At 63.7% G+C, this 18,150-nt stretch carries 13 protein-coding genes; 6 read left to right on the top strand and 7 right to left on the bottom strand.

The window, feature by feature from the left end:
- The 4 genes from ACRQFC_RS08300 to ACRQFC_RS08315 all read right to left on the bottom strand — a co-directional run.
- Positions 1 to 460 (bottom strand): hypothetical protein (locus ACRQFC_RS08300; RefSeq protein ID WP_435734668.1); only part of this gene is annotated, 460 nt, incomplete at its 3' end.
- 584 nt (positions 461 to 1,044) lie between these two features.
- Positions 1,045 to 2,490 carry a Na+/H+ antiporter family protein gene (locus ACRQFC_RS08305; RefSeq protein WP_284897445.1) on the bottom strand — a complete coding sequence of 482 codons (1,446 nt, stop codon included), beginning with the start codon at positions 2,488 to 2,490 and terminating at the stop codon, positions 1,045 to 1,047.
- Between the two features lie 192 nt (positions 2,491 to 2,682).
- Positions 2,683 to 5,763, bottom strand: a complete 3,081-nt coding sequence (locus ACRQFC_RS08310) for a UPF0182 family membrane protein (RefSeq protein ID WP_284890248.1) — start codon at positions 5,761 to 5,763, stop codon at positions 2,683 to 2,685.
- Between the two features lie 142 nt (positions 5,764 to 5,905).
- Positions 5,906 to 7,084, bottom strand: coding sequence for a YlbL family protein (locus ACRQFC_RS08315; protein WP_284897447.1), 1,179 nt, complete (start codon positions 7,082 to 7,084; stop codon positions 5,906 to 5,908).
- Positions 7,085 to 7,296: 212 nt separating this feature from the next.
- Between ACRQFC_RS08315 and ACRQFC_RS08320 the strand changes: the two genes are divergently transcribed.
- Together ACRQFC_RS08320 and ACRQFC_RS08325 are read left to right on the top strand one after the other, a co-directional pair.
- A complete protein-coding gene (locus tag ACRQFC_RS08320; RefSeq protein WP_410374501.1) occupies positions 7,297 to 8,862 on the top strand; it encodes a zinc-dependent metalloprotease in 1,566 nt (521 codons plus the stop codon).
- Between the two features lie 268 nt (positions 8,863 to 9,130).
- Entirely contained in the window at positions 9,131 to 10,264 is a 1,134-nt protein-coding gene (locus ACRQFC_RS08325; protein ID WP_284897450.1) for a hypothetical protein, read from the top strand.
- Between the two features lie 134 nt (positions 10,265 to 10,398).
- Here the strand turns inward: ACRQFC_RS08325 and ACRQFC_RS08330 are convergent, their stop codons facing one another.
- Positions 10,399 to 12,393 carry an ATP-dependent DNA helicase UvrD2 gene (locus tag ACRQFC_RS08330; protein WP_284897452.1) on the bottom strand — a complete coding sequence of 665 codons (1,995 nt, stop codon included), beginning with the start codon at positions 12,391 to 12,393 and terminating at the stop codon, positions 10,399 to 10,401.
- A gap of 103 nt (positions 12,394 to 12,496) precedes the next feature.
- Between ACRQFC_RS08330 and ACRQFC_RS08335 the strand changes: the two genes are divergently transcribed.
- Positions 12,497 to 12,754, top strand: coding sequence for a mycoredoxin (locus tag ACRQFC_RS08335; protein WP_284890253.1), 258 nt, complete (start codon positions 12,497 to 12,499; stop codon positions 12,752 to 12,754).
- Positions 12,755 to 12,852: 98 nt separating this feature from the next.
- On the opposite strand, the gene nudC is transcribed toward ACRQFC_RS08335, so the two are convergent.
- Positions 12,853 to 13,815 (bottom strand): NAD(+) diphosphatase, encoded by a 963-nt coding sequence (gene nudC, locus ACRQFC_RS08340; RefSeq protein ID WP_284897453.1) that lies wholly within the window; start codon positions 13,813 to 13,815, stop codon positions 12,853 to 12,855.
- A gap of 109 nt (positions 13,816 to 13,924) precedes the next feature.
- Here nudC and glgX point away from each other — a divergent pair, with 109 nt between their 5' ends.
- The 3 genes from glgX (at position 13,925) to ACRQFC_RS08355 (ending at position 17,755) form a co-directional block, all read left to right on the top strand.
- Positions 13,925 to 16,159, top strand: coding sequence for a glycogen debranching protein GlgX (glgX, locus tag ACRQFC_RS08345; protein WP_284897455.1), 2,235 nt, complete (start codon positions 13,925 to 13,927; stop codon positions 16,157 to 16,159).
- A 198-nt stretch (positions 16,160 to 16,357) separates the two neighbouring features.
- Complete coding sequence (trpS, locus tag ACRQFC_RS08350) at positions 16,358 to 17,458, top strand: tryptophan--tRNA ligase (RefSeq protein WP_284897456.1); 1,101 nt, start codon at positions 16,358 to 16,360, stop codon at positions 17,456 to 17,458.
- A gap of 81 nt (positions 17,459 to 17,539) precedes the next feature.
- A complete protein-coding gene (locus ACRQFC_RS08355; protein ID WP_284897458.1) occupies positions 17,540 to 17,755 on the top strand; it encodes a hypothetical protein in 216 nt (71 codons plus the stop codon).
- Positions 17,756 to 17,980: 225 nt separating this feature from the next.
- Here ACRQFC_RS08355 and ACRQFC_RS08360 read toward each other — a convergent pair whose 3' ends face one another.
- Positions 17,981 to 18,148 (bottom strand): IS3 family transposase, encoded by a 168-nt coding sequence (locus tag ACRQFC_RS08360; protein WP_407933839.1) that lies wholly within the window; start codon positions 18,146 to 18,148, stop codon positions 17,981 to 17,983.
- Positions 18,149 to 18,150: the final 2 nt, after the last annotated feature.

The following is an 18,150-nucleotide window of genomic DNA, read 5'->3' on the forward strand; positions in this document are numbered from 1 at the left end:
TGACCGATTCGCCGTCCGCCTTGATTTGGGTGCTGGCAGGCGTAACTTCTACGCCGACCAGATCATCATGGCCGGTAACGCCCTCAATCTGGTGGGTTTCGGTCACGGCCAGCGTGCCGGTTACGTTATCGCTCGCGTCGATCACATCAGCACTACCCGACTCCTGCCATTTCACGGTGTAGGTCACGTCAAAAGACTCAACATTCTCGCTCGTGCCACCAATGCTCACCGCGGTTTTCCCAGCGGGAACCAGCTTCTTCCCCTGGCTGGCAAGAGCCTTCGTGACATCCAGCTCGGTGGTCACGTTCTGTCCCTTGCCGATCACAACGGTTTCCGAATCGTTATGCGCCGCCGGGTTGGACACAGTGCCGGCCCAGTAGGTGTAGGCACCGCCCGTGAGCAGCCCGAAGATGCAAGCCAAAAGAACCGGGATCAGCCAACGCTTTTTGCGTGATTCCACAGCGTTTCTCCTTCACGAAGTCAGGTGGTCGGTGAGGTAGTCATGCAGCCATGGAAAGCGAGGGGGTGAGCCCTCACCGCCGCGCTCGGCAATAACCTGTGATGACAAAGCGCTGCGGGGCCGGTTGTGCGTCGTCGGCCTTCCCTCCACGGCGTTAACCTTTTACTTATTGTGCATGAATATGCGCGCGCATTCCACGTGAGATCCAACGCAGCCGCGCCAGGTTAAAGCTCCAGAATCTTCCCGGTTTCCTCGATCTGGAGGCCACCCGTGAAAAACACCGACACACGCTCATATCGGGTAATTCTGAATGAAAATACCCCGATATCTTGCAAAAGGAATTCCTGGCCGGATAACTGCCACGATAGACTACGGTGAGCGCCTCAATCTTCACTTAAAGAACCTGAACCTGATCCAATCCAGACTTATTTTCAGCGATTTTGTTCTTATACATATGCAATTGAACTCTCACTGACGCGTTCTTCATCCGCGTTGCCTCTCCAGACGCGACGAGAAGTAGTTACGGACACCACACGCCGCGAAGCCCCCGGAGCCAGGCCCCGCGCCGAGCGGCCATCACCCCGCTACAGCACCAGCGAAGCAACCCAGCCCGCGATGAGTAGCGGGATATTGAAATGGATAAAGGTGGGGATGACCGAGTCGCGGATATGGTCATGTTGGCCGTCGGCATTCAGCCCCGCCGTCGGCCCTAAAGTTGAATCCGAGGCGGGAGAACCGGCATCGCCCAGCGCGCCGGCCGTGCCGATAATCGAAACGGTGGCCAGCGGGGAGAATCCCAGCGTGGCGCACAGGGGCACGTAAATCGCCGCGATAATCGGCAGCGTGGAGAAGGACGAACCAATCCCCATCGTCACCAGCAGCCCCACCAGCAGCATCGCGAGCGAGGCCATCGCCTTGTTGCTCCCGAACATCGCCGCCGTGGCGTGCACCAGCGGTTCGATCTGCCCGCTTTCGCTCATGACATTCGCGAAGCCCTGGGCGCTGATCATAATGAAACCGATGAGGGCCATCATTTTCATGCCGTCGGTGAAAACGTCGTCGGCTTCGTGCAGCTTGACGGCGCGCGAGAAAATGAAAACACATAGGCCCACCAGCGCGCCCACCAGTAGCGCGTCGGCGTCCGAGTCCACCGCGTTGAGCGCCAGCTGGATGCCGAAGCACACCAGAATCGCCACGAGCGAGACCACGATGCGGTAGCGGGAAATCGCCGGGGCCGCGCCGTTCGCGCCAGAACCGTTCGCGCCAGAACCGTTCGCGCCAGAACCGTTCGCGCCAGAGCCGTTCGCGCCAGCCGCACCGTTCGCCCCAGCGCCCGAACCACCCCCATCAACCGCCACATCGCGATATTCCCGCGGCTTGCGGTACGTCACGAACACCGCGAGCAGCAGGCCGACCACCATCCCCGCCGCGGGAATCGCCATCGCGCTCATCACGTTGATGCCGCTCACGTCCATGCCGGCCTTCGCGATATTCCCCAGCAGAATATCGGTGAGGAAGATCTTGCCGAAGCCGATAGGCAGGAACATATACGTGGTCACCAGGCCAAATGTAAGAACGCAGGCCACCGCGCGCCGATCCAGCCGCAGATTATTCATGACCACCAGCAGCGGCGGGATGAGCAGCGGGATAAAAGCGATATGCACCGGGATGAGATTCTGACTCATAACCGCCATCGCGCAAATCCCGGCGAGCATCGCCCAGCGGGTGAAAGTGCGTTTACGCGAGCCCGCACCGTCAGAACTGCGCAGATGGCCGAGCATCCAATCGGCAAGCAAACGCGGCAGCCCGGAATGGGCCACCGCCATCGCGAACGCACCGAGCAGCGCATACGAGAGCGCGATTTTCGCCCCGGCACCCAGGCCTTCCTGGAAGGCCACCATGGTCCCTTCCAGCCCCATGCCACTGAGCACACCGCCCACCAGCGCGCCGATAAATAGAGCCAGTACCACGTGCACACGAAGTACCGCGAGGAGGAGCATCAAACAAACAGCCACCACAACAGCATTCATAAAGCTGAATATACCCAGTCCCGCCCGCGGCCTGGATAAGTATCCACAAATGTGCAGCTTTTCTATTATTTCTTGCACTATCGGCCGCTGTGCGTTGCTGTTCCGCCGTATTTTTATCGACGACGCCGCCACGTGAGAGGAGCATTGCCAGACTCAGCCCTACCGGCTGCCGGGCTTGCACCCTATGCGGGATTACTTAGCCCCTTCCAGCTCCTTCTGGGCTGCGATGGCCTGGTCCAGCGCGGTCTGCAGGTTCTTCTGGGCCTGCCCGTAGGCCGCCCAATCCCCGCTCTTCATCGCGCTATCGGCCTGGCCCACCGCCTGCTTCATGCTTTGCAGCGCGGCGTCCAAACGCTCTTGCGGGGTACCGCCCGCGGCCGGAGCCGGAGCGGGCGCCGGCGCACCGGGCGCAGCGCTGGGCTGCTGGGGCGCGGGCTGGGTAGGCGTCGTCGTACCAGGAGCAGGCGTGGCACCCGGCGTAGCACCGGGCGTGCCAGCCGCGGGCGCCTTGCCCTCCCCTGCGGAAATATCTTCCTTGACGTTCTGCAATCCGGCGTCCCCGGCCTGGGCCCCCGAATCGCCGCCGAAGGTCTGGTTGAGGGCCTCCTCCAGGGTGGGCGCGAAGCCGATGTTCCCATCACCGAAAGCCGTGAGCACGTACTGCATAAGCGGGTAGGTGGTGCCCTGCGAAGCCTGCACGTAGACCGGCTGCACGTAGAGCATGCCCCCGCCCACCGGGAGGGTGAGCAGATTACCCATCCGCACCGTGGTACCGCCCGAACGCAGCAGGTTGAGCGCGCGGGAAACATTCTGGTCGGAGAGGAAGTTGTTCTGCGCCTGGCCCGGGCCGGGAACCGTGAGGTCACGCGGCAGCTCGAGGAGCCGCAACTTGCCGTAGCCTTCGCGCTTCTCCCCCGGCGTGGATCCCGCATTGGAATCCACCGCGAAGAAGCCGGTCATAATATTGCGGTCCGTCTGGCCGCCCGGGATATAGCCCGTGGACAGGGAGAACTCCGCGGAATCCTGGCCCGGCATCTGCAGCGTCAGGTAGTAGGGCGGCTGCTTGCTATCGGTTTGCGCCGCGGCGATCCCGCTGGCCCCGGCCGTATCCACCGCCGGCTCGTTCGGAACATTCCAGAAGTCACCACCGGAGTAGAAGGACGCCGGATCCTTGACGTGGTAGCGGGTCAGCAGCGAACGCTGGGTCTTGAACAGATCCTCCGGGTAGCGCACATGCGCCATGAGATCCCCGGACATCTTCTCCAGCGGCTGCACCATGCCCGGGAAGATCGATTCCCAAGCCCGCAGGATCGGGTCCTTCTCATCCCACTTGTAGAGGGAAACCGAGCCGTCATAGGCATCCACAACCGTCTTGACGGAGTTGCGGATGTAATTGACATCCTGCCCGGAGGCCGCCCCGTACATGCCCCGCGAATTGAGGGCGTCCGTGGTGGCCGCCGCCAGGGATTCCCGCGCCGAATACGGGTAGTTATTCGAGGTGGTGTAGCCGTCGATAATCCACACCAGGCGCTTGGGGGTGGCCGGATCCCCGTCCATATCCACCACGGCCGGGTAGGCCTTGGAATCCAAGGTCAGGTAGGGGGCCACCTTGCGCACCCGCTCGTGCGGGTCGCGGTTGAAGAGGATTTGCGATTCGGAGGTCACGCGGTCGGAGAAGAAAATATCCGTGGAGCGGAACTTGATGGCAAACATGAGTTTGTCAAAGAAGTTGCCGACCGAGGGGCCGCCGTCGCCCGTATAGGTATTGAGAACCTGCGAGCCTTCCGCAGCGTCAGAAGGATAGTCAATCTCCCACGGCGCGGTTCCTTCCGGGGCGCCCACAATCGAGTATTCGGGGCTCTTCTGCCCGAAGTACACGCGCGGTTCATATTCGCCCAGTTCACCCTGGGAAGGAATACCGTACTGGAGGAATTGCGGGGCGCCGGAAGCGGAGGTGGTATTGCCGTAGGCGGCCACCACGCCGTAGCCGTGGGTGTAGACCGTGTGGTCATTGACCCAGTTGCGCTGGTCCGGGCCCAGGCCGTCCAGGTTGAGTTCACGCACCGCGATCACGGTGTCCCGGTCCGTCTTATTGAGGTTGTAGCGATCCACCGCCAGCTGGGAAGCGAAACCGTAGTACTGGCGGTTCTGCTGCATCTGGTTGAAGGTAGGCGAGACGATATTCGGGTCGAGGAGGCGGATTTGCGCGGTGGATTCCGCATCATTACGCAGCTGCCCGGCTTCCGCATCCGTGCGGGCGTTATAGGGGATCGTTTCGATATCGTTCAGGCCGTAGGCCTTGAGGGTGGCCGAGATATTGCGGTCAATATACGGCGTTTCCATCTCGATGGCGTTCGGGGTGACCCGGAAGCGTTCCACCAGCGCCGGCCAGGCCCAGCCCACCGTAGCGCCGGTCACCAGGGCCACCACCAGGCCCGCGGTAATAATCCGCCAGGAGCCGCGCAGCGCCGAAATCACGAAGAGCACCGCGATAGCCAGGAAGGTAATCGCGAGGATCGTGAGCCCGGGCAGCTTGGCGTTAATATCTGTATAGGACGCCCCGGAGAAACGATCATTATTGGAGAGCAGCAGGGTGTAGCGGCTCAGCCAGAAGTAGGCGGCCACCAGGATGAAGGCGAGCAGCCCCAGCACGGAGAAATGCACCCGGGCCCGGTTGCGCACCCGCACCTTGCCCGAATCCACCGTGACCCCGCCGTAGAGGTAATGGCCCAGCACCGCGCCGATCGCCCCGATCACCAGCAGGGTGATCGCGAAGCTCAGCGCCGATTGCAGCACCGGGAGGGTGAAAACGTAGAACGCCACATCGCGCCCGAATTGCGGATCCGTATCCCCGAAGGGCGTGCGGAAAATCCACATGAGGTAGGTGCGCCATTCCCCGGAGAGCGGCGCGCCGAAAATCACGCCGGCGAGCAGCGGCAGGCCCAGGTTGGTGGCCCAGCGGTACTTTTCCGCCGCCTTCCGGTAGTTCGCGACGCTGGGGGCCATAATGCCCTCATCCTTGCTGCGCGCCAGGCGGAAATTCAGCCACAGCACGATGGCAACCAGGAGGGTGCCGATGGTGCCCAGCGCGATGGTCCAGCCCCATTGGGTCCAGAACACGCGGGCCGCGCCGATTTGTTCGTACCATTTAACGTCGGTGTAAACGCCCGATCCGACGACGAGCGCCACGAGCAGAATGGCCAGAACACCCAGTGTCCACCAAAAAGCTCCCGGCGTCTCCCGCCTCAAACGGGGATGTGCGGTTGTACTCAAACGAAATCCTCAACTTCTTCCGCGGCGCAGCGCAAGGCGCGCCCGGCCATCACTATTCCCTATCAAACATAGCGGAAAAAGCTGAGAATCGCGCGTGCGTCAACGGTTTTTTGGTACGACGACGCCGCCCGCGAACACGCCCCTACCGGCCCGCGGCCACATCCTGGCAGGTGGGGAGTTTCGGGGTACGCCCCGCGCCAATATCCCGGACGGCTGCTGCGGCGTCGTCAAAATTCCGCACCGCCCAGATCCGTAAGCCTTCCGGTTCGTACCCGATTGTTTCCCCGCAATTCGCGGCCGGGGCGAGGAAATCGGTGGCGCCGCGTTCGCGCGCCCCCACGATCTTGTGTTGGATGCCGCCGATGGGGCCCACCTCCCCGTTGAAGGCGAGGGTGCCGGTACCGGCGATGGCGGCGGCCCCTCCCAGGGAGCCGGGGGTGAGTTCGTCGTACATGCCCAGCGCGAACATGAGGCCGGCCGAGGGCCCGCCGATGCCTTCCACCGCGTAGGTGACGGTGGCCGGCAGCTGCACATCCTCCACCGCAAGCGAAACCCCCAGGAGGGAGCCGGGGTGGACCCAGCCGGTTTCATCCGGAGGGAAGGGCGCGGTAATGATCGTGGTTGTGCCCGCTTCGCCGCCGCGCTGGTAGGAAACCGTCACGGTGCTGCCCGGTTCGGTGGCGTGCAGGACTGTGGAAAGGTTCCCGAAGGTGGAGACGGTGGTGGGGGCGGCGCCCGGAGCGATAATGCCGGTAATAATATCGTCTGGCTCAAGCTGGCCGGCGGCCGGGGAACCTTCCGGGATCTCCACCACGCGAAGCTTCATGGTGACGGGGTGGCCAGCCTTTTCCAGGGCCACGGCGGCTGCCACCGTTTGGGAATTATTCATGAGTTCGGCATTGCGGGCATCATCTTCCGCGCTGGAGAGCGTGGGCGGGTAGAGCAGGCGCACCGGCACCAGCTGGGATTCCTGATCCACCAGCGCCCACAGGGCGTGCGCGCCCAGGGTTCCCACCTCGGGATTGCCGGCCGCGGAAACGGTGGTCATATAGAGCTGGGTCTCGGTGGGATAGGTGGGCACACCCTCCACCTTCACCAACCGGGTGCCGGCCACTTCCCCGGTCACGTCCAGGGCCGGGCCGGCCATTTCCACCGTGTAGGCACCCGGGATAAGAAGGGCGAGGGCCGCCAGGCTCGCAAAAGCAAAGCCGCTGCGGCGCGCGGAGCGGGAACCACGGCGCGCGGAGCCGGAGCTATGGGGCACGCCACCGGAACCACGGCGCGCGGAACGGGGGCTACCTACCTGACCACGTTTTTTCATCACCTATCCATCATGCCTGATCGCGCGACGCAGTCCTACCGCTGCTCACCGTGGCCCGTCGCTCACTACGGCGCGCCGGCACCGCTCGCTGTGCCGGCCGGTACCGCGACGCCGCGCGCCCACAGTTCGCCGGCTGCTGCGCCAGGGGCTGAGGCGCCTACCCGCGCGGGCCGGCGGTGTTTTAGGCTTAGTGGTGGACCTCGAGGAGAAGAATGACTGAGAATTCACAGCCGCGTGACGAATGGGAAAAGATGCTGCGGGCGGTGCTCGGCGATGACGCTGCCGAGGAAATCCTGCGCTCCCTCGCCCCCGGCGGCAACGCGCAACCCGGCGCCAACGCACAGTCCGGCGGCGTTACGCAACCCGGCGGAGCTGCCGGCACCGGCAGCGGCACGGGAAGTTCGAGCAGCATGCCGGGAATGGGCATGCCCGCCGATATCGGGCTGGTCATGAATCAGATCCGCGCCATGCTCGGCTCCTCGGGTGACGGGCCGGTCAATTGGAAAATCGGGGAGCAGGTGGCCCGGGATACCGTGAATAAGGCCGGCCCGGGGCTTCCCACCGCGGCCGCGGGCGATCAGGCTCGTTCGGCGATGGACGTGGCGAGTTTGTGGCTCGATCCGGTCACGGTTTTCGATCCCCCGCGCGGCCCCAATCAGGTGTGGTCGCGTCTGGATTGGATCGCGCATTCCCTCCCGACGTTCCGTAAACTCACCGCGCCGGTGGGCGCGAATCTCGCGCGGGCTTTCGGCGAGGCTCTCAGTTCCCAGCTGGAACGCGCCCCGGAGGAGATGCGCCAGATGCTTTCGGGCGGGATGCTCGGGGGGATCCCCGGAGGGCTCGAGGGGATGCTTTCGGGAATGACGGCGTCGTTATTAGGAATGCAATACGGCCAAGGGCTCGCTGAACTGGCCCAGATTTCTTTCGGTACCGCGGACGCCGGCTTCCCGCTGGTCGAGGGCGAAACGGCCGCGCTGGTACCTGCCAATGTGTCCGCTTTCGCCGAGGGCTTGGATGTGGACGCGCGCGAAGTGGAGCTGTACGTGGCGGTGCGCGAACAGGCCGCGGCCCGGCTCTTTTCCCAGGTCCCGTGGCTGCGCAGCACGATTCTGGACGCCGTGGCCGCCTACGCCGCGGATATCGCCATCGACACCGAGGCCATCGAGGAGAAGGTCCGCGAACTCCAGCTCGATCCCGAGCAGCTCATGTCCGGGCAGATGCCGCAGTTGGATATGAATGAGGTCTTCGCTTTTACCCGCACCCCCGCCCAGCAGGCCACGCTCGAACGCCTCGAGCATATTGTTTCGCTGGTGGCCGGCTGGGTCAGCGCGGTCACGAGCACCGCGGTGGCGGCCCAGCTGCCCCACAGCATGAAACTTTCGGAAGCTTTGACGCGCCGCGAGGTCACCGAGGCGCCGTCGAACCGCGTTTTCGGCCCGCTTGTTGGTTTCGATATTGCGCCGCGGCGGTTGCGGGAGGCGGCGGCGTTCTGGGCGCGCGCCGCTCGCGAGCGCGGGATGGAGGGGCGCGACGCGCTCTGGAAGCATCCCGATTTGTTGCCGCTGCCCGAGCATCTGGATGATCCGGATCGTTTCTTCTCCCCGGAGGAGCAGCCTTCCGCGCTGGATGAGGAGCTGGACGCTTTCCTCGAGGAACTGTTGAGCAATAGTGACGGGGGCACGCCTTTCGGCGACGCCCCGCACGAACCGGGTTTCGGTACGACGACGCCGCCCTCGGCCAGTGGGGACTCTGGAACGACTGATCCTTCTGCTAGCTGATTGATCACACCGCTGGCTGACTGATCGCACGGCTAGCTAGCCGATTGCACGGCTAGTGGGCCGATCTCACGGCTAGCGGGCCGCTCCTCCCGCTAGGTCTGGCGATAGCAATTCGTCCGCGCCCGCGAGGCGGTCTGTGGATAACTAAGCTCCCTGAACAGTGTGGCGAGGGTGCACCTGGGGATAACGCCCTAGCCTGTGGATGGGCTGTCGCGCTGTGGCGCTGTGCTTTTTATGCTGTGCCCATGGTGTTCTTCAAGGTGTTCTCATGATGATCCGCTCGCCGCTAGGGGTGTATTGGTCGGATACGCACGAGGTGCAGGTCGGTTTGGATCCGCGCGTGGCGCTGCGGCTGCGCGGGCTTTCCACTGCGGAACAGCGGGTGGTTTCTTCCCTGACGTCTGCCAGTACGGAAAGCGAGTTTTTTGCTGCGTGTGAGCTGCACGGGGTTAGTGAGGTGCGGGCGCGTTCGCTGCTGGGCGCGCTTCGTGATGCGGGGCTGCTGGAGGTTGCTCCGCCTGCTTTTCCGGATCTGGCGTGGCGTGCGGTTTTCGTGGAGCGTTTGGATCCTCTCGCGGTGGAGATCTGTATGCATCTTGCCGCGAGTGGCTTGGGTTATATTCTCACTCCGGATACGAGCAGGCCGCACAGCGGTGATCACCCGATTTTCCGGCGGCCGACGTGGCGTACTTTTGCCCGCCAGCAGGTTCTCCAGAGTTATTTTCGCGAGCGCGGTTGGGGTACCACAGTTATCGAGGTTGACGCACAGGCCCACCAGGTCACGCCGCTGGGAATGGGCCGGGCCACGGGACGCGGGAGTCTCGCCACGGGTGCCGCAGAGCGTGGTGCTCGCGCATCAACGGGTGCGGCCGGGGCCGCGGGGCGGGACGCTCATGCGGCGGCAGGGACCACACTGCGCGGGAATTACTCGACTGCCGGGGCCGCGGGGACTCCGGCGGCTGTGGAGTGCGGCCCACCGGCGCTGGCTTTGGTGACGTCTGTGCACTTGCCCGATCCGCAGCGGTGTGCAGTGTGGGAGAGGCAGCGGATTCCTTATCTGCTGGCCTACGCGGAGGATATTGATATTCGGGTAGGGCCGGTGGTGGTTCCCGGGAGTGGGCCGTGTGCCAGGTGTTTGCTTTTTGCGGCGATGGATGCGGATCCGGCGTGGCGTTACTTGGCTCCGCAGGTATTTAGTTCCCGCGGTGGCGCTCCGTTTACTCCCGGGGTGTCTTTGGCGGCTGCGCTTGCGGTGCATGGCGCGCTCTTGGTTTTGAGCGGGAGTGCCGAGCGGGCCCGCGGATCCCAGTGGGTGGTGCCTCCGCTGCCTGGTTTCCCCTACCGGGTTGCGCTGGCCCCGCATGAGAGTTGCTCGTGCGAATCAGAACCCGCGGCCCCCTAAGCGCACCGCTACAAGCCTGCGCATGCGTCGCGCCCGCCCGCGAGCAATGGCTGGATGCGTACCCGTGGTGGCCGCCGGCACCCGCCATACCAGCCCGCGCTCACATCCGCTACCCCGGGCACACGCACCCGCGCTCAGTGCCCGGCCAGCAGGGCGAGGATTTCTTCCCCGTAGATAGCAAGTTTCGTGGCTCCCACCCCCTTGATCTGGGCCAGGGCGTGGATGCTGCGCGGTTTGGCTATGGCGAGGGCGCGCAGCGTGGTGTCATGGAAAATTGTGTAAGCCGGTTTGCCGGTGGCTTGGGCACGCTCGGCGCGCCAGGCCGCGAGTTCCTCAAAAAGCGCCACATCTTCGGGGTAGGCGGCGGCGAATTCTTCCGCGGCGGCGCGGGAGCGGCGCCGGTAGCGGGTGGCCCGCGAGGTTTCTTCCGCGTCCGTTTGCGGCCACAAGCCGGTGAGGAAGCGGGAGACTTTCTTTCCCGAGCGATGCCCAGAGGAGGCGGCATAGGAGATCTGCAAAAATTCTTGGGCCCGCGTGATTCCCACGTAGAGGAGGCGGCGTTCTTCTTCAATGGCCGCGGCTTTCTTCGCCAGGGAAATAGGCATGAGCCCTTCGCTCATCCCCACCAAAAAGACCGCTTCCCATTCCAGGCCCTTAGCAGCGTGCAGGGAGGAAAGGGTCACGCCTTCCAATTCCGGGACGTTCTGGGTAGCGGCGCGTTCTTCCAGCTCGACCACGAAATCCATCATGGAGGCATCCCGGCTATCCTCCATATCTTCCGCGAGGGTGATGAGAGCGTGGAGCGCTTCCCATTTTTCCCGGGCCGAGCCGGCGGTAGCCGGAGCTTCATCCCGCCAGCCCATTTGGCGCAGCACGGTACGCACATTATCTGCCAGCGGCCCGCTCACCCCGGAGCGTGCCGCCGCGCGCATGGCCACCATAGCTTCACGCACATCGCGGCGCGAGAAGAATTTTTCCGCACCCCGCACCTGGTAGGACACCCCCGCTTTGGAGAGCGCCGCCTCAAATTCTGCCGATTGGGCATTGGTGCGGTAGAGGATAGCGATTTCTGAGAGCGCGGTGCCTTCCGCGGCGAGCGCCTGGATAGCGCTGACCACACCGGCGGCTTCCGCTCCATCCGATTCGTATTCCTGGAAAGTAACCGGGCGCCCGGAGCGACGCTGGGAAACCAGCTGCACCGCGCCTTCCGAAACATCATCGGCAATCACGGTATTCGCGGCCGCCACGATTTGCGGGGTGGAACGGTAGTCACGGGTGAGTTCAATAACGCGAGCGCGCGGGTATTCCTGCTGGAAGCGGGCGAGGTAGGTGGAGGACGCGCCGGCGAAGGAATAAATGGTCTGGGAAACATCCCCGACGACGCACAGATCCTTGCGGTCCCCCAGCCACAGCTGGAGCAGGCGGTGCTGGAGGGGGGACACATCCTGGTATTCATCCACAACGAAATGGCGGTATTGCTCACGTATCTGGCGGGCGATATCCGCCCGATCCAGGAGGATGCCCACGAGGAGGAGGAGCACATCATCAAAATCGAGGACGCGGCGCTCGGTTTTCACTTCTTCATAGGCTTTCGCCAAGCGCGCAATATCGGTACTGAGTTGACCGGCGACTTCCCCACGCCCGGCCGCCAGGGCGGCTTCCGGGTAGTTATCCGGGCTGATCATGGAGACTTTGGCCCATTCAATTTCCGCGGTGAGATCGCGGATACTCACTTTATCGGCGGGCAGGCCGATCTGGCCGGCTGCCTGGGAGACCAGCCCGAATTTCGATTCGGTAATCCGCGGGATGGTGCCCCCCACCGCGGTGCCCCAGAAGTAGGAGAGTTGGCGCAGTGCCGCGGCATGGAAAGTTTGGGCCGGCACCCCGCCTACCCCGAGGTCCCGTAAGCGCGAGCGTAATTCCCCGGCCGCGCGGGAGGTGAAGGTAACCGCCAGCACGTTCTGCGGTACGTAGGCCCCGCTGCGCACCCCGTAGGCGATCCGGTAGGTGATAGCGCGGGTTTTCCCGGTGCCCGCCCCGGCGCGCACGCATACCGGCCCGCGTAATGCGGTGGCGACCGCGCGCTGATCCGGGTCCAGAAATTCCAGCAATTCCTCGGGTGAATCCATCGTGTTCCTCCTTGCCCTCTCAGGATGCCACACGCCTACGACAGAAATTTTCCTCTTATCGAAACCCGTGGCGAGCCGCGCGCCCAGCCCGTACGATCACCTCATGGCTGATCTCACAATGTATACAACGTCGTGGTGCGGCTACTGCCGTAACCTTTCCGCCCAGCTCAAGCGGGCTGGTATCACCTGGGATGAGGTGAATATTGAGGAGGATGAGGCCGCGGCCGTGAAGGTTGCGGCCCTGAACGGCGGCAATAAAGTGGTGCCCACTCTTGAGTTTGCCGACGGCGCCACCCTGACGAATCCGAGCCTGAAAGAAGTGCAGGCAAAACTCGCCGAACTCGCCTCCCCCGGGAGCTAAAACTCACACTCGGGCCGGTGGTAGAGCGATCCCGGAACAAGTGCGGGCGCCCGCGCCACCGCCAGCACCTGCCGCAAGATCGCCGCGGCTCCGGCTTCCTACCAGCCCAGATGAGGGCGAATCCCGGGGCCGTACCAGTCGGTGATGAGGGCCGCGGCAACCGAGGAGGGCCCGGGCAGGCTGAGGCTGCCCTCGCGCAGGGCGGCATCCAGCTCGGCCGGGCTGTAGAAAGCCGCGTGGTCAATTTCTTCCCCATCCGGGCACACCAGGGCATCTGCCCCGCCGGCCCGGGCTTCGGCCTGGCGATCCACCCACGCCACGTAGGCGATCATGAGGGAGCGCGGGAAGGGCCAGGGCTGGCTGGCGAAATAGCTGATCTCGCCCAGCGGCACCCCCACTTCTTCGCGCACCTCGCGGCGCACCGCCGCTTCCAGGGACTCCCCCGCCTCGGCAAAACCTGCGAGCACCGAATGGCGCCCGGCCGGCCAGCGTGCATTATGCGCCAGCAGGATACGATCCTGAGAATCAAGAACCGCCATAATGACGGCCGGGTCGGTGCGCGGGAACACCACGTGGCCTTCCGGGCAGTGCCCGCTCCAACCACCGGTATCCACGGTGATGCGCTGGCCGCAAACCGCACACCAGCGGGTAGCCCGCCAGGTATTGAGAATCGCCACCGCCGCGGTCACCAACGCGCACATATCCGCACTCCAGGACGGCGCGTAATTTTGCAGCGAGCCAATCCGGTACCCCGGCGCATCCACCTCCGGGTTATCACGGGTGGGCCCACCCCCGATCACGGTGGTGAGATCGCACGCAAAATAAGGGCGCCCGGCAACTTTCCCCAGGTAAACAGTTGGTGAATCCGCGGTGGTGCGCGGGAGCTCAGAGCGGTTCAACAGCAGGGGTGCATCATCCTTATCCAGCACGGCGCCCCACCCGGAAATAAGCAGATACCCCGCATTTTCCGCCAATTCCGCCAGGCGCTGCGGTGAGCTGCGGGAGAGTTCATCCCGGTCCAAATTCCCGCGCGCCAGGATTAAATCGCCGTCGTACCCCACTATCGTGCCCCTTCCGGAACCGGACGCGTGCCGGTCACCCTTCCACCAAAATTCTAATATCACTCTTCTGGATTCTTGCCGAACGCCGATATTTTGCGACAATACGAAGGTGACTTCATTACCGGCTACTTCCCCGACCGCATCTCGGTACGTGGCGCGCGCCTCCGAACGCGCCCTGCCCGTGCGCTTGCGGCCCGTGCGTCTGGGGGCGCACCTCACCGATACCGGGGCGGATTTCGCCGTCCTGGCTCCGCACGCGACCGCGGTTGATCTGTGCCTGATTGACCGCAGTGCCTCGGGTATCACCGAGCGTCGCTATTCCCTGCATCGGGACGCGAGTTTCACCACCTGGGTGGGGCATGTGTCCGGGGTACGCGCCGGTCAAGAATACGGCTACCGGGTCCACGGCCCGTGGAATCCCGATACCGGGATGCGTTTCAACCCCGCCCAATTCCTCCTCGATCCCTACGCGCGGGCCATTACCGGCACCCCGCGCCTGGGCCCCGAACTCTACGGGCACAAGGTAAATGACGCCCTGGATCCCGTCCCGCTCCCACCTCAGCGTGACGATACCGATTCCCTGGAAGCCATGTGCCGCGGCGTCGTAACCGCACCCACGGAAACGCATATCCGCCACCCGTATACGCCCTGGTCCCACACCGTCATCTACGAAACGCATGTGCGCGGGCTCACCCAGCAGTTGGCGGCGCTTCCCGAAGAATTGCGCGGCACCTACGCCGGTCTGGCCCACCCGATCGTCACGAATTATTTGCGTTCCCTGGGCGTGACAGCCGTTGAGCTGCTGCCCATCCACGCGAAAATGTCCGAACCGTTCCTCACCGAACGCGATCTCACCAATTATTGGGGTTATTCCACTCTCTCCTATTTCGCTCCCGAACCGAGCCTCGCCACCGCCACCGCGCGGGCCGCGGGCCCCCTGGCCGTGCTCCAGGAAGTGCGCGATATGGTGGCCCGCCTCCACGATGCCGGCCTGGAAGTCATCCTCGACGTTGTGTATAACCACACCTGCGAAGGCGGGGTGAACGGGCCGACCGTCTCGCTGCGCGGCTTCGGGCAAACTACCTACTACATGCAGGTCCCCAACCAGCCCGGCCAGTTTTATGACACCACCGGCACCGGGAATTCCCTGGATTTCCGGCGCACCCCCGTGCTCCAGCTCACCCTGGATTCGCTACGTTACTGGGTCAGCGAGATCGGCGTGGACGGGTTCCGTTTCGACCTGGCCGCCACCCTGGCGCGCCGCGGCGATCACTTCGATACCAACCATCCCCTCTACCTGGCCATGGCCACCGATCCCATTCTTTCGAACGTCAAGCTCATTAACGAGCCCTGGGATCTGGGGCCCAACGGCTGGCAAACCGGCAATTTCCTGCCGCCCACCGCGGATTGGAATGACCGCTACCGCGATTCCATCCGCCAGTTCTGGGTGGCCGACCAGCGCGCCGTGGCCGGCGGAGGGCTGGGCGGGGATCTGCGCGACGTGGCCACCCGGCTAGCCGGCAGCGCCGATCTATTCGGGCACGGGCGTTCCCCCTCCGGGCGCGGGCCGCTCGCCTCCGTCAATTTCATTACCGCCCACGACGGCTTCAGCCTCTACGACCTGGTCTCCTACGATTCCAAACACAACGAAGCCAACGGGGAAAACGGGCGCGACGGCACCGATAACAACCGCTCGTGGAATCACGGGATGGAAGGGGAAGGCAGCGATACCGCCCCGCTTCCCGAGCACGTGCTACGCGCCCGCACCCGCACCATGCGCAACCTCATCGGCACGCTAGTTTTCAGCGCCGGAGTCCCCATGCTCTACGGCGGCGACGAATTTGCCGATACGAAATTCGGCAATAACAACGCCTACTGCCAGGATAATCACGTGTCCTGGCTGGATTGGGATCACGAGGAATGGCAGCGCGAACTCCAGGCCACCGTGGCCTATCTTTTCCGCCTGCGTTCCGAACACCGGGTGCTGCGCCCGAGCATGTTCTACACCGAATCGCCTTCCGGGCGCGATCACATCCCCGATTTGCAGTGGTTTGCGGATACTGGCGAGCCGATGCCCGAACACCGGTGGTTCGATCCCTCAAATCGGTTACTGCAAATGCTGCGTTCCGGTTCTGAGCGCGACGCCGATGCGCTCGTGGTCATTAACGGCTCGAACCACCATGTTCCTATCCGATTCCCGCAGGGGCGCGGCAATCCCTTCGCGCTGGCCTGGGATTCCTCCTGGCCCACCCCGCGTTCCTCAGAGCGTATCTACCAGCCCGGGGCCTCCACCCGGGTGGAGCCGCTGACGATGCAGCTCTACTTCGCCAACCCGGAGCGGTAGCGGGGCGCTGCGTCGTCGTGCCGTACGCGGCCAGGCGGGACGCGCCCTCGCGTGAACGCGGCGGTACACGGCCGTGGCCGTACGCGGCCGCGAAACGGAAACCGCAAGAAAAGCTGTCGCGGCGGCGCCTACAATAGACAAGCAGAGCACGCTCCCGGGGAACTCGGGGCGGCCTGGGTATGACTGAAGGAGCAAGGTATGAGTGTCGAGGAATCCCTCGAACGGTCCACGTCCGCCGCATCCCTGGCGCATGCGCAGCGCCTGAGTGAGAAAATCAAGGAGAAGATTAATACTTCTCCGGAGGAATTCCGGGTTCTCACCGGGGATCGCCCCACCGGCAATCTCCACCTCGGGCACTACTTCGGTTCGCTGCGCAACCGGGTGGAATTGCAGCGCAAAGGCGTGGAAACCTGGCTGGTCATCGCTGATTTCCAGGTCATTACGGATCGCGACGGCACCGGGCCCATTCGGGAGCGGGTGCGTTCGCTGGCCACCGATTACCTCGCGGTGGGAATTGACCCGGATGCCGCGGTTATTTTCCCGCATTCGGCCATTCCCGGCCTCAACGAACTCATGCTCCCCTTCCTCTCTTTGGTGACCGACGCCGAACTGCGCCGCAATCCCACCGTCAAGGCGGAACACGAAGCAACCGGCGGGCGGCCCCTGTCCGGACTGCTGCTCACCTACCCGGTGCACCAGGCCGCCGATATTCTTTTCTGCAAGGCCAATCTGGTGCCGGTGGGCAAGGACCAGCTCCCCCACCTCGAGCAAGCCCGTGTGATCGCCGACCGTTTCGAGGCGCGCTACGGGCGCCCGACCGGGCGGGAAACCCCGGTCTTCCCGCGCCCGCAGGCCCTGCTTTCCGAGGGCACCTCGATTCTGGGGCTGGACGGCGCCAAGATGAGCAAATCGCGCGGAAATACTATCGAAATCGGTATGAGCGCGGATGAAACCGCCAAGCGTATCAAGAAGGCGGTCACGGATTCGGATCGGCATATTACCTACGATCCGGAGGGCCGCCCGGAAGTGTCGAATCTGCTGCTGCTGGCTTCGCTGGCGCAGGGGCGGCCCGCGGTGGAGATCGCGGAGGAAATTGGCGACGGCGGGGCCGGGACTCTCAAGAAGATCGTCACCGAATCGATCAATGAGATGTTTGCCCCCATCCGGGCCAAGCGCGCCGAGCTCGCCAAGGATCCGGGCTACGTGGACGGAATCGTGCGCCGGGGCATCGAGATCGCTAACGAGCGCGCCAATAAGACCCTCGCGGAGGTGCGCGAAGCGCTCCAGATGGTGTATTAGCCGCGACACGGCGGGCACGGGGCGCCGGGCTCTGGCCGGCTGCACCGCTCAGAAAGCTGAGCTCATCAGGAAGGTAGTCCCATGGTTATGGATGAAAGGCAGTGCGACCGGATCATAGCGAGAACCCGTAGCGAACTGGAAGCTCAGCTGCCCACCGATCCCGAGGAGTTGCGGGCGCTAACGGTCGAACTGCTGGAGCGCAAGCAGGTTTTAGAGGCGCAGCTTGAGCTCGCGCGGAAGAAAGCGGCAGAGCGCGCGGAGAAAGCTGAGAAATTGCGGGCTTTCAGGAAGTACTGAGCGCCCCGGCAGCCACCTCCCGGCCGTGGCCCGCCCGCAAAATGTACGCCAGTGACATATTTAGCCCGGATTTATGTCAGGGATGTACATTTCACGAGGTTCACGGTCCACAACGCACGTTGTGACATGTGCTTGACACCCGCTTCGCCTACACCAATCCCCCACAGAGCAGAGTGCAAATCTACGCACCATTTTGGCTCGATTTCTGTCGGGGCTGCGGACTGTTTATTGGACATTATCGCTTAAAACCGCTTGACGATGTTCCACAATCGTTAAACCATCGAACTTCAAGGTAATACGCTTCTGGTTATAGAAGAGCATATACTCGTCTATCGCCTCGCATAACTCATCGGTTGTAGCCCACTTCTTCCCGTGATAAATCTCGGTTTTCATCC

The sequence above is a fragment of the Actinotignum inguinis genome (genome assembly GCF_051265835.1).
Lineage (GTDB): Bacteria > Actinomycetota > Actinomycetes > Actinomycetales > Actinomycetaceae > Actinotignum > Actinotignum timonense.

What these genes read in the sequence shown, in the direction of transcription:
- ACRQFC_RS08305 (WP_284897445.1), bottom strand. Translation starts at nt 2,490, where the DNA reads ATGAATGCTGTTGTGGTGGCTGTTTGTTTGATGCTCCTCCTCGCGGTA.
- ACRQFC_RS08315 (WP_284897447.1), bottom strand. Translation starts at nt 7,084, where the DNA reads ATGAAAAAACGTGGTCAGGTAGGTAGCCCCCGTTCCGCGCGCCGTGGT.
- ACRQFC_RS08320 (WP_410374501.1), top strand. Translation starts at nt 7,297, where the DNA reads ATGACTGAGAATTCACAGCCGCGTGACGAATGGGAAAAGATGCTGCGG.
- ACRQFC_RS08325 (WP_284897450.1), top strand. Translation starts at nt 9,131, where the DNA reads ATGATGATCCGCTCGCCGCTAGGGGTGTATTGGTCGGATACGCACGAG.
- ACRQFC_RS08330 (WP_284897452.1), bottom strand. Translation starts at nt 12,393, where the DNA reads ATGGATTCACCCGAGGAATTGCTGGAATTTCTGGACCCGGATCAGCGC.
- ACRQFC_RS08335 (WP_284890253.1), top strand. Translation starts at nt 12,497, where the DNA reads ATGGCTGATCTCACAATGTATACAACGTCGTGGTGCGGCTACTGCCGT.
- trpS (WP_284897456.1), top strand. Translation starts at nt 16,358, where the DNA reads ATGAGTGTCGAGGAATCCCTCGAACGGTCCACGTCCGCCGCATCCCTG.
- ACRQFC_RS08355 (WP_284897458.1), top strand. Translation starts at nt 17,540, where the DNA reads ATGGTTATGGATGAAAGGCAGTGCGACCGGATCATAGCGAGAACCCGT.
- ACRQFC_RS08360 (WP_407933839.1), bottom strand. Translation starts at nt 18,148, where the DNA reads ATGAAAACCGAGATTTATCACGGGAAGAAGTGGGCTACAACCGATGAG.